The 13840-nt window shown below is 68.4% G+C and carries 16 protein-coding genes; 6 read left to right on the plus strand and 10 right to left on the minus strand.

The features are described 5' to 3' along the window. The first annotated feature begins 184 nt into the window (after nucleotides 1-184). Nucleotides 185-1444, plus strand: coding sequence for a L,D-transpeptidase (locus ABTZ94_RS30565; protein WP_351205535.1), 1260 nt, complete (start codon nucleotides 185-187; stop codon nucleotides 1442-1444). Between the two features lie 197 nt (nucleotides 1445-1641). Here ABTZ94_RS30565 and ABTZ94_RS30570 read toward each other — a convergent pair whose 3' ends face one another. Both ABTZ94_RS30570 and ABTZ94_RS30575 read right to left on the minus strand, forming a co-directional pair. After that, nucleotides 1642-1899, minus strand: coding sequence for a hypothetical protein (locus ABTZ94_RS30570; RefSeq protein WP_351205537.1), 258 nt, complete (start codon nucleotides 1897-1899; stop codon nucleotides 1642-1644). Then, nucleotides 1878-3431 (minus strand): DUF8823 domain-containing protein, encoded by a 1554-nt coding sequence (locus tag ABTZ94_RS30575; RefSeq protein ID WP_351205564.1) that lies wholly within the window; start codon nucleotides 3429-3431, stop codon nucleotides 1878-1880. Before ABTZ94_RS30575 ends, ABTZ94_RS30570 begins: the two co-directional genes overlap by 22 nt. Before the next feature lie 251 nt (nucleotides 3432-3682). Between ABTZ94_RS30575 and ABTZ94_RS30580 the strand changes: the two genes are divergently transcribed. Both ABTZ94_RS30580 and gdhA read left to right on the plus strand, forming a co-directional pair. Then, entirely contained in the window at nucleotides 3683-3853 is a 171-nt protein-coding gene (locus tag ABTZ94_RS30580) for a hypothetical protein (protein ID WP_351205539.1), read from the plus strand. Nucleotides 3854-4070: 217 nt separating this feature from the next. Next, a complete protein-coding gene (gene gdhA, locus ABTZ94_RS30585) occupies nucleotides 4071-5450 on the plus strand; it encodes an NADP-specific glutamate dehydrogenase (protein WP_351205541.1) in 1380 nt (459 codons plus the stop codon). Nucleotides 5451-6213: 763 nt separating this feature from the next. On the opposite strand, the gene ABTZ94_RS30590 is transcribed toward gdhA, so the two are convergent. Beyond that, complete coding sequence (locus ABTZ94_RS30590) at nucleotides 6214-6375, minus strand: hypothetical protein (protein WP_351205543.1); 162 nt, start codon at nucleotides 6373-6375, stop codon at nucleotides 6214-6216. 277 nt (nucleotides 6376-6652) lie between these two features. Here ABTZ94_RS30590 and ABTZ94_RS30595 point away from each other — a divergent pair, with 277 nt between their 5' ends. Next, entirely contained in the window at nucleotides 6653-6859 is a 207-nt protein-coding gene (locus ABTZ94_RS30595) for a DUF397 domain-containing protein (protein ID WP_351205545.1), read from the plus strand. A gap of 373 nt (nucleotides 6860-7232) precedes the next feature. Here ABTZ94_RS30595 and ABTZ94_RS30600 read toward each other — a convergent pair whose 3' ends face one another. The 4 genes from ABTZ94_RS30600 to ABTZ94_RS30615 all read right to left on the minus strand — a co-directional run bounded on the left by ABTZ94_RS30600 (nucleotide 7233) and on the right by ABTZ94_RS30615 (nucleotide 9515). Further along, nucleotides 7233-7457 carry a DUF397 domain-containing protein gene (locus ABTZ94_RS30600; protein WP_351205547.1) on the minus strand — a complete coding sequence of 75 codons (225 nt, stop codon included), beginning with the start codon at nucleotides 7455-7457 and terminating at the stop codon, nucleotides 7233-7235. 525 nt (nucleotides 7458-7982) lie between these two features. Further along, nucleotides 7983-8789, minus strand: a complete 807-nt coding sequence (locus ABTZ94_RS30605) for a helix-turn-helix domain-containing protein (protein WP_502967339.1) — start codon at nucleotides 8787-8789, stop codon at nucleotides 7983-7985. Between the two features lie 23 nt (nucleotides 8790-8812). Further along, nucleotides 8813-9322, minus strand: a complete 510-nt coding sequence (locus ABTZ94_RS30610) for a DUF6879 family protein (protein WP_351205549.1) — start codon at nucleotides 9320-9322, stop codon at nucleotides 8813-8815. Continuing rightward, nucleotides 9309-9515, minus strand: coding sequence for a hypothetical protein (locus tag ABTZ94_RS30615; protein WP_351205552.1), 207 nt, complete (start codon nucleotides 9513-9515; stop codon nucleotides 9309-9311). The genes ABTZ94_RS30610 and ABTZ94_RS30615 overlap by 14 nt, the downstream gene beginning before the upstream one ends. A gap of 131 nt (nucleotides 9516-9646) precedes the next feature. Here ABTZ94_RS30615 and ABTZ94_RS30620 point away from each other — a divergent pair, with 131 nt between their 5' ends. Then, nucleotides 9647-10156: a hypothetical protein gene (locus ABTZ94_RS30620; RefSeq protein WP_351205554.1), complete on the plus strand. Its 510-nt coding sequence runs from the start codon at nucleotides 9647-9649 to the stop codon at nucleotides 10154-10156. Between the two features lie 58 nt (nucleotides 10157-10214). Here the strand turns inward: ABTZ94_RS30620 and ABTZ94_RS30625 are convergent, their stop codons facing one another. From ABTZ94_RS30625 to ABTZ94_RS30635, 3 genes are all read right to left on the minus strand, one after another. Continuing rightward, nucleotides 10215-10634 carry a hypothetical protein gene (locus ABTZ94_RS30625; protein WP_351205556.1) on the minus strand — a complete coding sequence of 140 codons (420 nt, stop codon included), beginning with the start codon at nucleotides 10632-10634 and terminating at the stop codon, nucleotides 10215-10217. A 45-nt stretch (nucleotides 10635-10679) separates the two neighbouring features. Then, the gene (gene msrA, locus ABTZ94_RS30630) at nucleotides 10680-11351 is read right to left on the minus strand and encodes a peptide-methionine (S)-S-oxide reductase MsrA (RefSeq protein ID WP_351205558.1); all 672 of its coding nucleotides are present in this window, start codon (nucleotides 11349-11351) and stop codon (nucleotides 10680-10682) included. Nucleotides 11352-11432: 81 nt separating this feature from the next. Next, the gene (locus ABTZ94_RS30635) at nucleotides 11433-12536 is read right to left on the minus strand and encodes a hypothetical protein (protein WP_351205560.1); all 1104 of its coding nucleotides are present in this window, start codon (nucleotides 12534-12536) and stop codon (nucleotides 11433-11435) included. 68 nt (nucleotides 12537-12604) lie between these two features. Here ABTZ94_RS30635 and ABTZ94_RS30640 point away from each other — a divergent pair, with 68 nt between their 5' ends. After that, on the plus strand, nucleotides 12605-13750 hold the full coding sequence (locus ABTZ94_RS30640; protein WP_351205562.1) for a cystathionine gamma-synthase: 1146 nt from the start codon (nucleotides 12605-12607) through the stop codon (nucleotides 13748-13750). Nucleotides 13751-13840: the final 90 nt, after the last annotated feature.

The raw sequence follows: 13840 nt of genomic DNA on the forward strand, positions 1-13840 counted from the left end.
CGTACCGGTCGCTTATACGCGACCGGCGCCGGGAACCACCGCCGACGCGGATGCGTCGATGAGTGTTGTTCCCCACATCTCCTTGGATGTGGAACGGAGGACCCTTTCCATGGGTTCTAGGAACATTGATGGGTTACGCCGGTCGTCGGCGGCTCTGCTCGGGGTTTTTGGGGATTAGGCAACGATGGAGAAGCGTGTGATGACGGACAGCAAGCGGCGCAAGGGCCTGATGGCCGCGTCCGCACTGCTCGGTGGTGTTCTGATGCTCACTGCCTGCAACGACGGCGGCGGCAGCGCCGAGAGCTCGAAGAAGTCGCAGGCGGCCGAGGTCGACAAGGCGGCTGCCCAGGACGCGTCGGAAGCGCAGATCACGATCTCGCCGAAGAACGGCGCGACCAACGCGAGCATCAACAACGACGCCAAGGTCACCGTCGCCAAGGGCACGCTGTCCCAGGTCACCATGACCACGTCGGCCGGCGCGACCGTCAAGGGCACGCTCGCCGCCGACGGCAAGAGCTGGAAGCCGGACGTCCAGCTGGAGCGCTCGACCACGTACAAGATCAATGCGGCGGCCAAGGACTCCAAGGGCCGCGAGGCGCACGAGAACTCCTCGTTCGCCACCGTGTCGCCCGCCAACAGCTTCATAGGCAATTTCACGCCCGAGGACGGCTCCACGGTCGGCGTCGGCATGCCGGTCTCGATCAACTTCAACAAGCCGATCACGGACAAGAAGGCCGTCCAGGACGCAGTCACCGTGACGTCCAGCAGTGGTCAGGAAGTCGTCGGCCACTGGTTCAACTCCCAGCGTCTCGACCTGCGCCCCGAGCAGTACTGGCAGGGCGGCTCCACCGTCACGCTGAAGCTCGCGCTGGACGGTGTCGAGGGTGCGGACGGCGTCTTCGGTGTGCAGCAGAAGACGGTCACCTTCAAGGTCGGCCGCAACCAGGTCTCGACGGTCGACGCCGCCACCAAGATGATGACCGTCACCCAGGACGGCAAGACGATCAAGACCATCCCGATCTCTTCCGGCTCCCCCGACAACCCCACGTACAACGGGCAGATGGTGATCTCCGAGAAGTTCAAGGAGACCCGGATGAACGGTGCGACGGTCGGCTTCACCGACTCCGACGGCAAGGGTGAGTACGACATCAAGGACGTGCCGCACGCCATGCGGCTGTCCACCTCGGGCACCTTCCTCCACGGCAACTACTGGGGCGCGCGGTCGATCTTCGGCAGCGCCAACACCAGCCACGGCTGTGTCGGCCTCGCCGACGTGAAGGGCGCGGGCGACGCCAACCAGCCCGCCGCCTGGTTCTACAACAACTCCCTCGTCGGCGACGTGGTCATCGTCAAGAACTCCCCGGACAGGACCATCACCCCCGACAACGGCCTCAACGGCTGGAACATGAGCTGGGCGCAGTGGACGGCGGGCTCCCAGGCCTGACCCGCACGCACCCCCCTCCCGAATCCCGCAGTAGCGAATCCCGTACGAAGGCGGCGGCACCCGGATCCCCTCGGATCCGCGGCGCCGCCGCCTTCGGCGTTCGCAGGCGGGGACGCCCTGCACCGTATCCGCGACGACGTCTACACGGAGCAGGAACGCACCCAGCTCGAAGAGGCCCGCCTCGACCACCGCGACCGCTACGCCGAGGCGCAGATGACCGTCCCGGAACGGATACTGCAGGCATCCCGCACCTCAACCGGGTCCTTGCCGCAGGTGACGCCGCCGTCAAACGCCTCGACCGGGGGCGCGCCCGTGACGGCGAAAGCGTCGAGCGGGCCCTGGAGGAGCTGCGAGCGGCCGATCCCTGCCTCGACACCATGCGGGAACTGATGCGCCAGAACCTCGGCGTCACCGACCGAACCCTGAGCCCCTCTCAGCAGGAATCGAACGGCCACAGCCGGTAGCGCGAGTCCAGCCGGTACTCGCCGCCCCGCTCCACCGTGAGCCGCGTCCACTCGCCGTCCCGCCGTACGCACCCGCCGCCGTCGGCCCGCAGCCAGGGCGAGTACGCGATCCGTACCGTCACCGACCCGGCGGCAGGCATCCGTACCACCAGAGAGGCGTCGTCACCGCGTACGACAGCACCCGGCGCGGAGACCAGCGGGACGGCGCCCCGCACCCGGTAGATCCGCCACTCCGCGTCCTGCCACACCGGTTCCAGCCAGTCGGTCCCGCGCCGGACGATCTCCGCCTCCGCCTCCGCCGGGCCGTCCGGCCTGCCGCTGTGCAGCACCACGAGGCCCACGCCCCACCGGTCCAGCCAGGCGCGGTACGACGCCGGGGTCGGCTTTCCCCCGTAGAACAGCCGCCCGCGCTCCACATCGAGCTGCCGGTTCCAGCCGCGCGCCATGTTCACATGTGGCGCGAGCACGGCCGCCTCCCGGTGATTGCGGGCTGGTACGACCTCCACCCGGGTCCGTTCGGCACCGAGCCTGTGCAGCTCGGCGACCACACCGTCGGTGTGCGCCGCCCAGGCGGGCACGGTGCTGGAGACCCGCAGATCGTCATCGGTCTTGTTGATCAGCCAGCCGGTGTTGAACGCGAGCATCCCGACGAGCGCGACCGCCCGCACCCGCAGCAGCCGGCCGCCCCGCGCCCAGCCCGCCAGGGTGGCCAGCGCCGCCGCGAGCAGCACGGGCGGCCCGGCCACCCCCACCAGCCGCTCCACATTCGTCCCGATGGGCGAGGGGATCAGGAAGGTCAGTAGGACACCGGCCGCGTACACCACGCTCCCAAACCGGACCACCCGCCAGCCGCCCTCGCGCGGCGCCGCGAGCCACAGGGTCGCGCAGGCGGCCAACGGCATCCACAGCTTCCCCACGGGCATCGGCTGTTCACCCGTGAACGGGAACAGCACTGTTGTCGCCGCCACCACCACGAACGGCGGTACGAGGAGCACGGTCGCCCGCCGCCACTGCCGGTCGAGCCCGTACGCCGCACCCACCACCACCAGGAACAGCCCCGCCACCGGACTCACCGCCGTCGCCAGCGCCGCGCAGCCGGCGGCGACGCCCCCACGGCTCCGTACATACAACAGCGCGGCCAGCCCGACCGCCACGCCCAGCGCGAACGTCGTACGCCCGGACGCGACATTGCACCAGAGCACCAACGACCCCAGCACCGAGACCGCGGCCGGCCACCGCACCCCGGTCCGCACACAGAGCCGCCCCAGTGCCCACGACCCGCAGAGCCCGGCGGCGACGGTGACGGTCCGCACCCCGAACACCGCCATGAGCGGCGGCGTCAGCAGGCTGTAGTTGACGGTGTGCATCCCGCCGTACCAAGAGAGGTTGTACGCGGACGCCGGATGCCGGGACGCGAACCCGGCCCACGCGAACTGCGCCGCCAGATCACCGCCGCCGGTGGCCAGCACCAGCGCCCACACGAGATACAACGGCACGACGACCAGCACCGCGAGACCCGGCACCCACCACCGCGCCCAGTCCGGATCCGTGGCCGCCCGGCGCACACCGGCGCCGGCCCGTTCGCGCGTCTCAGTCCCCTCGGTGATCCCCACCTCGCAAACCCTAACGGGACCGTCCGAACCCAACGGTGAACGCCCCGCGTCCGCGCGATGGTGGAGCTGGCTACACCACGGTTCCGGGAGACCGTCCCCTCGTAGCAACGGATACGTTCCCGGAGAATGGATCCATCACGCCAACCACGGAGGAAACACCCATGAAAGCACTGCTCTGGATCGTGCTCTGCGCGGCGATCGCGGCAAACGTCTCCCTGAACTTCTTCATGGAGGACAACGGCCTGCACATCGCGCTGAGCGTCGTCTCCGGCGTGGTCGTCCTCGCGTCCGCAGCGAGGCTGTGGATGCTGCGCCGCCCGTCCGACGCATGAGCTCCGGCACGGCTGGGCGCCCACTATGCGGATACCGTGGAAGATCTTTCGGTGTCACTGGGACAATCGATATGCCACAACGGTTCTGTACGTCGCTTCCGTGAGCCGCAGAGCGTGCGATGTCTGGGCGACGACCTCAATGGGGAGGGGGACCGCTGGTGCCCCCCGGCCGGGGCACCTTCGCGCGCGATGCCGACCCATGGAAGGTCTTGATCAGATGCAGACCACCCCTGAACAAGTAAGCCCGCACGTCACCGCGAGCCGCGTCATCGAGCCGCTGTACGCGGAGATTCTCCGCCGCAACCAGGGCGAGAAGGAGTTCCACCAGGCGGTACGGGAGGTCCTGGAGACCCTCGGCCCCGTCCTCGCGAAGCGGCCGGAGTTCGTGGATGCCCGGATCATCGAGCGCGTCTGCGAGCCGGAGCGCCAGCTCATCTTCCGCGTGCCGTGGTCGGACGACTCCGGCGACATCCATGTGAACCGCGGCTTCCGGGTCGAGTTCAGCAGCTCGCTCGGGCCGTACAAGGGCGGGCTGCGCTTCCACCCCTCGGTCAACCTCGGCATCGTGAAGTTCCTCGGCTTCGAGCAGATCTTCAAGAACGCGCTCACCGGCATGCCCATCGGCGGCGGCAAGGGCGGTGCGGACTTCGACCCGAAGGGCCGCTCCGACGCCGAGATCATGCGGTTCTGCCAGTCGTTCATGACCGAACTCCACCGCCACCTGGGTGAGTACACCGATGTCCCCGCCGGTGACATCGGCGTCGGTGGCCGCGAGATCGGCTACCTGTTCGGCCAGTACAAGCGGATCACCAACCGTTACGAATCCGGAGTACTCACCGGAAAGGGACTGGGCTGGGGCGGCGCCCAGGCGCGCACCGAGGCGACCGGGTACGGCTGTGTACTCTTCACCGCCGAGATGCTTCGCAGCCGGGGCGAGTCCCTCGACGGGCAGCGCATCGCGGTCTCGGGTTCGGGCAATGTCGCGATCTACGCGATCGAGAAGGCCCAGCAGCTCGGCGCGACCGTGGTGACCTGCTCCGACTCCAACGGGTACATCGTGGACGAGAAGGGCATCGACCTCGCTCTGCTCAAGGAGATCAAGGAGGCCGGCCGCGGCCGGGTCTCCGAGTACGCGGAGCGCCGCGGCGAACACGTCAGGTACGTCCCCGGCACCGGCGTCTGGAACGTCCCCTGTGACGTGGCCCTGCCCTGCGCCACCCAGAACGAACTGCACGAGACCGACGCCCTGGCCCTTGTGCGCAACGGGGTGAAGGCGGTCGCCGAGGGCGCCAACATGCCCACCACGCCGGAGGCCGTGCGCGTCCTCCAGGAAGCGGGCGTCGCCTTCGCCCCCGGCAAGGCCGCCAACGCGGGCGGCGTGGCCACCAGCGCCCTGGAGATGCAGCAGAACGCCTCACGCGACTCCTGGACGTTCGCCCACACCGAGGAGCGGCTCGCGCAGATCATGCGCCACATCCACGACTCGTGCTACACCACCGCGGAGCGCTACGGCAGCCCCGGCAACTACGTGGTCGGCGCCAACATCGCCGGCTTCGAACTGGTCGCGGACGCGATGCTCGCGCAGGGGCTGATCTGATCCGGACGATCTGATCCCGCTCCGGCCCGGCCGCTCCCTGCGGCCGGGCCGGTGTCACGTCATGCTGCGTTCCTCTCTGTTGAGTGGTGCAATGCATTCACTGACCCGCCCGCCGCCTACGTAACGGCCGGGCGGGAACTCATGGGGCCCCGCCGCACCACCTGACCGGGGGCGGGGCCTGGACCCTTCGCAGGGCTCTGATCCAGCGCAGAGGCTGCTCTACTGGCCTCTACGCTGATTTGCGACGTGAGCGGCCAAAGCATCGAGTTGCCGATGGTGGTAGGCGGTGCCTGGAGAAAGCTGCCGCAACTCCACTTCCCACGGCTGACCACCCGGCCGCACGAGCACGACGCGGGTGCCCCTGGCCTGCATCACCATGCAAGGCATCTCCTTGACCCGATCGAACACCACCTGACCAGGCTTCAACTGCCGCCAGGAGGTGAACACCCTTGGTGGGCCCTGCACTTCAGGCGGGCGGGCTCGATGCTGCATGGCAGACGACGCGGCGGGCGGATTGATCCCTCGGGCGTTCACTGCAACCTCCCGAACTTGCGCCGCCGGTCGTTCTCATCACGGACGCGAGCCCGAAGGTCCTGGAGCACAGGACTATCAAGCTCCATCGGACGGCATGTCTCACGCGCCTTGCCCTGACCAGGCTGGTTGAGGCGATCGGGGCACTCAGCCGCGCCACACTCACACGGCGGGTAGACGAGCGGCGACCGCCGGGCCGGAAAATCCGCCCCATCCCACACCTCGGAGTCCATCACCACACCACCACCCCATGGATGACGCGGGGACCCATGTCGATGCCGTGCAGCGCCAGCCAGAGCGCCCGCCGCCGCTCGCGCCGGAGTCGGTTCTCCGCACGCTCCCAACGGTCGTACGCGGCTTGGGAGTACGGGCCATCAGGCGGGCGGGGGGTCATTTCGACCGGCATAGCGGATCGGCACACCAGGAGACGACGGGGACCGGCCGCGACGGGCGGGAAGTCCGGTCGGGGGGCTGCCCCGTGAACCGGTGGCTTGCGCCAATGTAACCCCAGGAACAGGAACGCCGGTTCGAAGAACCGGGCGATAAGGTTGCGCATGTCGACGCTCCTTCAAAGCGTTGGCCGCGCCCCGGGACGGCTACCACCGTCGCCGGGGTCTCTCGTGTGTGGGCATGGCCGCCCGAGACTCCACCTCACCGTCACGAATTCGGAAGTGCAGTACGACCTCACCGAGTTGGCATGGCGGACGAGTAGCTACAGCAGCGGTAACGGTCAGTGCGTCGAGGTTGCCGACGTGCAGGGCGCCGTTCCTGTGCGAGACAGCAAGGCGGCAAGCGGTCCGGTGCTGATCTTCGGTGCCGGGGCGTGGGCTGCCTTCGTGGCCGGAATGGGCGAGCGTGGCTTCGCGGCCACTGCGTGATCCCTGAGTCCCCGGCTGCCGGGCGCACCCTGGCCGCCGACCGGTCGGGGCGCTGCGCACGCGTCCTTGGGCTCCTCCCATGCCCCTCTGATCAGCGAGGGCGGTTTCATGAGCCAGTGCGCTGTCTGGATCGGGGGCACGTCGGTAGTCGGGAACACGGCCACGGCTTCTCGGTACCGGTCGAGTACCTCCTTCTCGCTGCTTGTGGTCGGGGCTTGGCCGGCCGGTCTGCGGACGCTCTCCCTGTCGAACGTCTTCTTCTCCCCCACCCATGCGTAACCGTGGTGGTGCACCGATGCTCCGTTCCGCGAGATGACGACGGCCCCACCCGTCGGCGTGAGGGCGGGGCCGTCAGTTCAGGTGGTGCTGTGGATCAGGCGGAGAGGTCGAACCGGACGGGGTCGATACCCGCCGCGTCCAGCTCGGCCGTGGTGAAGCGCAGCGGCTCGGCGTCCGGGCGCTTGCTGTCGCCCATGGCCCACGCGTCCGGCCCGATCTTCGCGAGGGTCACGCACGCCTCGCCGTCCGGGTGGGTGTTGCCTCCACACGCCTTGCTGAACTGGGCTCCGTCGATGTCGAGGCTGTACAGGTCGGTCATCTGGTCCTCCTTGATTCAGATGGGAAGGGCACCGCTGTCCCGCTCGCGTGTGCCCGAGTGCCGCGCAGCGCCTCCGCGATCTGCTCGACGTGAGCGGCGGGGATCGAGCCCACGTGCACGAGCGGCTGACCTCTCGGGGTCACCTGCGGCCGTATCGCCGCGTAGGAGCTCTCCGGCAGGCCCAGAGCCGCGAGCACCTCGCGCATAGCCTTGGAGGCGTTCAGGGCCGCTGTGCGTCCGTCACGCCAGGTCTGCATGTCCACTACCGCACCCCGGGGTGCTTCTTGGGGTGCGCGGCCAACTCGACGTTGCAGTCCGAGACGGCGGACAGGTCCCCGTCGCCGTGCGCCGCTGTGCGCTGCTTCGCGAGCGCAGCGCAAACACCACAACCCGGTGAAGGTCCAGGGGGTGTGCGGGGGAGGGACAGTTGAACCGGCGGGTCCATCGTGGTGCGGGGGCTGCTCACTGGGATTCCCTCCCTCGGGTGTCGGCACCGACGATGCTTCACCCGCTGAGCAGCTTGCTCTAGGACCTTTCCTGTTGGGGCAAGAATCCGTCCCGGATGCCTTCGACCAGGGTTCTCATGGCATCGTCGTAGACCGCCACCGCGGCGAACCGTTCGAACGTGTCGAGGTAGAGCTGTACGTCCTTCGGGTCGCGGGTTGTGACCTCGGAATGGAACGTTTCCACGATGACGAGCCGGTCGTCGTGGAGGCTGAAGCAGGTCATGGGGAAGTCGGGCATCCGGCGGTCGGACGGCACGACACCCAGCGAGACGTTGGGCAGACGGGACACGGACACGAGCCGGTCCAGCTGAAGCGCCATGACCACGGGCTCGCTGATGCGCCACCGGAGTACGTGCTCGCAGATCAGGAAGTGGAAGGACCTGCCTGGCTGGTACAGGACAGATTGCCGTTCGAGGCGGGCCGCCACGGTCTTGGCCCTGGTCTCCTCCGGTAGCGCGGGAGGTAGGGAGAAGACGGCAGAGGCGTACTCAGGGGTCTGGAGGAGCCCAGGGATGAGCTGGCCCTGGAAGAGCCTGAGCGTGGTGGTGCCGGCCTCGATGGCCCGGATGGTCTTCTGATGCTTCCAGGGGCCCATGCGGCGCAGCAGGCGCCATGCGGTGGCCTCGGTGGCTTCAGCGCGGGCTGCCGCCAGGAACTCTTCCTTGACCTCTTGGCTGACGCCTATGGCGGTGAGGACGAGGTCCACGTCCTGGACGGTCGGCCGCACCTTGCCGTTCTCGATCTTCGACAGCTTCCAGGCAGACATGGAAGCCCTGCGGGCCACCGAGTCACCCGTGAGTCCGGATGCGTCGCGCAGTGCCCGCAGGGCTTTCCCGATCGAGTCGGCGGTCAGTGGTGCCGCTCCCAGTAGTCCGCGAACGGCACCGCTTCGGCCAAGGCGCGGTCTCGGTAGTGCTGATACTCGGCAAGTCTGTGGGCAGGGAGCAGCTCGGCGCCGATGAACGCGCCGTCCGGCGTGTAGTGCATCTGATACACCGACTGGTCATCGAACAACCAGAAATCGTGATCCGGCAGGCTGGTCACGGTCAGTTCTGACAGGTCGATGATCCCGATGGTTTCGCCGGCCGTGATGTTGCCTGGGTAGGCGGCCAGTTCGTACCGCAGGTAGTCGGTCAGCGGAGACCTGAGCACATGGACGCGCGAGACCTGCTTGCCCTTGTCGGTCATCGACCGTACCCACGGGTTGTCTTCCCAGTCAGGGCCCATGTCCCTGCCGGCTAGGAAGCGTTCGAACTCCTCGCGCTCCTCCTCCACGTCGTAGACGCTGAACGTCTCCAGCCGGAACGCGGTCTGCTCGAAGGTTTCGAAGAGTCGGCCGAACTCCTCACCGCTGAGCACGGATGTACTCCTCCAGGACGGCTGCAGGGACCACGACGGCAGTCTCACCTTCGGGCAGGTCGAGCTGTGCCAGCCGCTCGGGGTCGGTGATGACGTAGCCCTGAACCACGTAGTCTTTGGCGCTCTCGGTGCCCCACAGGGTTGGGCACGTTCCGTTCCTGCACTCCGGGTCACCGGACAGCTTCCGCAGCATCCTTGCCCCCACATGTCGGCGTATGCCTGTCGCGTTCGATGCTCCCGAGCCAGCCACGGCGGGGTCAAGCGCTGATCCTTTCCAGAACAGGAAAGCAGCCTTCCCGCTTGGAATCGAGGATGCGTTGGGACGTGCGCGGCGGCTACAACGGCAGCATGACCGTTTTCCTGTGTGCCAAGTGCGGTGGCAGCCTCACGCCAAACCTGACGCCTTTGCCTGCCGTTCCCTCGGTGTCCGACGACGAAGAACGGGACAAGGAGAGCCGGCTGGCGCTGGCCACACTGCCGCAAGGGCACTACGCGATCGAGACCGAACCCTGGGGCGCTCCGTACGTGCCGCATCCCGACCAGGAAAACGGCGGGCCTGCGCAGCCGCGTGGGCCCTGGCGGTGCGAGGAAGGCGTGGAAATGGTCTCGGCCGGGCCGCGCAACAATGTCGTGATCCACCCCGAAGACGCGCCCGACCTGCAGCCGCTGCCGGGGTGGGAGAACAGCGGCGGATGCTGCGGTCCGTCCGGCGACAGCGGACTCAACCGTGCCTGTCCCTGTGGCGCCCGGGTGGCCACGCTCACCGCTGATTGTTATGGCCCCTACGAGCTGCATCTCGATGCGCTGCGTGTCTACGCGTTCGACCAGAACTGATCGGCAGACCGCTCGAAGGTCGCGCGCTTATGCTCCCTGCATGAATGACAGAGGACCCTCACCTGAGTGGTGGAATGCCCAACTTCTGCCGGAACGTCGGGCGATCGGCATAGTTCAGCAGGCCATCGGGCAGATCGACGGTCTGGTGGACTACGTCACGGGCCGACTGCCGATCGAGCCGCGTGCGGTTGAGATTGCCTGCATCGAGTCCTTCATGGTCAACGTGCGGCTCGTGGCCGACTTCTTGATCAAGGGGCGAGAGCCGAAAGATCTCCGTGCCGTAGATCTCGTACCTGGCTGGCAGGCCGACACTGAAGCCGGGAAGCGCCTCGGTGAATGGTGGGATCTTGCAAGCAAGCACGTCATGCACATGAGCAAGAAGCGCATTCCCGAAGACATCGGGACGATCCAGCCACTCACCGCAGCCGAGCAACGACAGATGGCTGCCGACTGCCGTGAGGTGTACGAGGCGTTCCATGCCCGGTACAGCGCAGCTGAGTAGGAGGCTGCACCGGGCCGTGAGTTACTCGTCTCCAGGAGCCTCAGTGATGCCGATGGGGCAGGCCACGCCCGTGCCGCCGATGCCGCAGTAGCCGTTAATGTTGCGGTCGAGGTACTGCTGGTGGTACGCCTCGGCCGGCCAGAACGTGCGCCCCTCCGCCGGAAGGATCTCCGTGGTGATCTCGCCGTAGCCGGAGCCCGTGAGGACCTTCTGGTATGCCTCGCGGGAGGCCGCCACGGCTGCCGCCTGCTCGGGGGAGTGGGTGTAGATCGCCGAGCGGTACTGCGTACCGACGTCATTGCCCTGCCGGAAGCCCTGGGTCGGGTCGTGGGACTCCCAGAACAGCTTCAGGAGCTCGGCATACGAGACCGTCTTCGGGTCGAAGACGACGCGGACCGCTTCCGTGTGGCCGGTCAGGCCCGAGCAGACCTCTTCGTACGCGGGGTTCTCCGTGTAGCCGCCCTGGTAGCCGACGAGCGTCGTCCAGACGCCGTCCGTCTGCCAGAACTTGCGCTCGGCGCCCCAGAAACAGCCCAGCGCGAAGTCCGCGACCTCCAGACCCTCCGGATACGGGCCCAGCAGCGGGTTGCCGAGGACCGTGTGGTGGGACGGGACGGTGAACTCGGGGGTGGGGCGGCCCTTCAGGGCCTCCTCAGGGGTGGGGAGCTGCGGGGTGCGGCGTTGCAGGAACATGCGGGGGCTCCTCCTGGGGTGGGTGTGCAGTGCGTACAACGCGGCGGGGGCGCCACGGATTCCGCCCGGCTGTCAGTCCGGCTACCGAGGCAGCGTCGCCGGGCTGCCGCCGTTCGCCTCGTAGCCCGCGACCGCCAGGGCCCGGTAGACCGTGTACTCGGCCGCCGGGTCGGGGCTCTGCGTCCACGGCAGCGCACCCACATGGCCGTCGATGTGGACGAGCTGGTTCATCGCTTCCGACCAGCGCTCCATCCGGACCAGGAACAGCACCAGCAGATGGCGGACGTGCGCGAGCATCGGGTCGTCGGCGCGGGCCGCGTGCACCGCGAACAGGGCGCCCTCGACCGCCTTGGTCACCACCGCGCCCCGGTAGAAGCCCTGCACGAGATTGACCTCGGGCAGATGCTCGTACACCGCGAAGAGCGGCAGCGCGGCCAGCAGTGAGCCCTGCGGGGCGCGGGCGGCGGCCGTGGTGGCGAAGCGGTCGGCCTCCTCGCGGGATCCGTGCCACTTCTCGCACCAGTAGTGCAGCGCGGCGATGTGCGCGCCCATGTGGGCCGGGGCGCGGTCGATCACCTTCGCCCAGAGCTGGTCGAACTCCTCGTGCGAGTAACCGAGTCCACGGGAGACCGCCAGCTCGACGAGGTACGGAACGGGGTCGCCCGGCGCCAGCAGCGCCGCCTCGCCACAGACCGTACGGGCCTCCTCCAGGATGATCCGGAAGTCGTCCGTCCCCGCGGTCGACGAACGCCACGCCTGCTGCACCAGGAATTCGGCGTGCACCGCCGCACCGCCCGCGTCCTTCGGCGCATCCGCCCGCCACTTGCGCAGCCACGTACCACCGGCACCGGGCTGCTGCGCCAGCTCCAGCGAGGCGGCACCGGCGAACGCCTGCACCCGCTGCCACCGCACCTCGTCCTCCTTGGGCGTACCGGCCAGCAACTGCGAAGCCGCCCGCCAGTCCTGGGAACGCTGCACGACATCGAGCACATCGAGAAGATCCTGGTCCGGGCCGGGCAGCCGGATGTCCAGCTCTTCCTGGCGCACAAAGCCGTAGGTGTCCGGATCGGCGGCGTCCGGCGAACCGGGCGCGACCTGACGGATACCGCCGCGGCGGCGCAGCACGAAGGGGCCGATGACCGCGGCGAGCATGCACAGTGCGATCAGGAACCAGAGAATCTCCATGCCCCCATTGTCACCGGACGGCCCGATAGCCCGGTGAGCGCCCTCGAGACGAACTACGCTCGGGCCCCATGAGCGACCAGCCCAGCTTCGAGACTCTCGCGATCCACGCGGGAAACACTGCCGATCCACTCACCGGCGCCGTTGTACCGCCCATTTACCAGGTGTCCACGTACAAGCAGGACGGCGTGGGCGGACTGCGCGGCGGCTACGAGTACAGCCGCAGCGCCAACCCGACCCGTACCGCCCTGGAGGACAACCTCGCGGCCCTGGAGGGAGGCCGCCGCGGACTCGCCTTCGCCTCCGGCCTCGCCGCCGAGGACTGCCTGCTCCGTACGCTGCTCACCCCCGGCGACCATGTGGTCATCCCGAACGACGCCTACGGCGGCACGTTCCGGCTGTTCGCGAAGGTCGTCTCGCGGTGGGGCGTGGACTTCTCGGTCGCCGACACCTCGGACGTGACGGCGGTACGGGCGGCGATCACCCCGCGCACCAAGGCGATCTGGGTGGAGACCCCGTCCAACCCGCTGCTCGGCATCACCGACATCGCCGCGATCGCCGGTGTGGCCCGCGCGGCGGGTGCGCGACTGGTCGTCGACAACACCTTCGCCAGCCCCTACCTTCAGCAGCCCCTCGCCCTGGGCGCCGACGTCGTGGTGCACTCCACCACGAAGTACATGGGCGGCCACTCGGACGTCGTCGGCGGCGCACTGATCGTCAACGACCCGGAACTGGCGGAGGAGTTGGCGTACCACCAGAACGCGATGGGCGCGGTCGCCGGACCGTTCGACGCCTGGCTGGTGCTGCGCGGTATCAAGACCCTCGCGGTCCGCATGGACCGGCACTGCGAGAACGCCACGAAGATCGTCGATCTGCTGACCCGGCACCCCAAGGTCACCCAGGTCCTCTACCCGGGGCTGCCCGAGCACCCGGGCCATGAGGTCGCCGCCAAGCAGATGAAGGCCTTCGGCGGCATGGTGTCCTTCCGCGTCGTGGGCGGCGAGGACGCGGCGGTCCACGTCTGCAACCGGGCGAAGCTGTTCACCCTCGGTGAGTCGCTGGGCGGCGTCGAGTCCCTCGTGGAGCACCCGGGCCGCATGACGCACGCCTCGGCGGCCGGGTCCCCGCTGGAGGTGCCGGCCGACCTTGTCCGGCTCTCCGTCGGCATCGAGTCCGCCGACGACCTGATCGCCGACCTGACGCAGGCGCTCGGCTAGTGCCGTGACCGGCAATGTTTGCCCCGTAAGGAGCGTCGTCCGGTGCGTGCGATCGCAAGGCGGCCGTGAGTCCTTGGGTGGGGCCTCCCC

Source organism: Streptomyces sp. NPDC002785, assembly GCF_040295565.1.
Lineage (GTDB): Bacteria > Actinomycetota > Actinomycetes > Streptomycetales > Streptomycetaceae > Streptomyces.

Bases quoted from the DNA above. Each gene is read 5' to 3' on its own strand.
- ABTZ94_RS30600 (WP_351205547.1), bottom strand. From the start codon at position 7,457: ATGACCGACCTGTACAGCCTCGACATCGACGGAGCCCAGTTCAGCAAG.
- ABTZ94_RS30590 (WP_351205543.1), bottom strand. From the start codon at position 6,375: ATGACCCCCCGCCCGCCTGATGGCCCGTACTCCCAAGCCGCGTACGAC.
- ABTZ94_RS30565 (WP_351205535.1), top strand. From the start codon at position 185: ATGGAGAAGCGTGTGATGACGGACAGCAAGCGGCGCAAGGGCCTGATG.
- gdhA (WP_351205541.1), top strand. From the start codon at position 4,071: ATGCAGACCACCCCTGAACAAGTAAGCCCGCACGTCACCGCGAGCCGC.
- ABTZ94_RS30625 (WP_351205556.1), bottom strand. From the start codon at position 10,634: ATGGAACGCCTCGTACACCTCACGGCAGTCGGCAGCCATCTGTCGTTG.
- msrA (WP_351205558.1), bottom strand. From the start codon at position 11,351: ATGTTCCTGCAACGCCGCACCCCGCAGCTCCCCACCCCTGAGGAGGCC.
- ABTZ94_RS30640 (WP_351205562.1), top strand. From the start codon at position 12,605: ATGAGCGACCAGCCCAGCTTCGAGACTCTCGCGATCCACGCGGGAAAC.
- ABTZ94_RS30615 (WP_351205552.1), bottom strand. From the start codon at position 9,515: ATGCTGCGGAAGCTGTCCGGTGACCCGGAGTGCAGGAACGGAACGTGC.
- ABTZ94_RS30580 (WP_351205539.1), top strand. From the start codon at position 3,683: ATGAAAGCACTGCTCTGGATCGTGCTCTGCGCGGCGATCGCGGCAAAC.
- ABTZ94_RS30635 (WP_351205560.1), bottom strand. From the start codon at position 12,536: ATGGAGATTCTCTGGTTCCTGATCGCACTGTGCATGCTCGCCGCGGTC.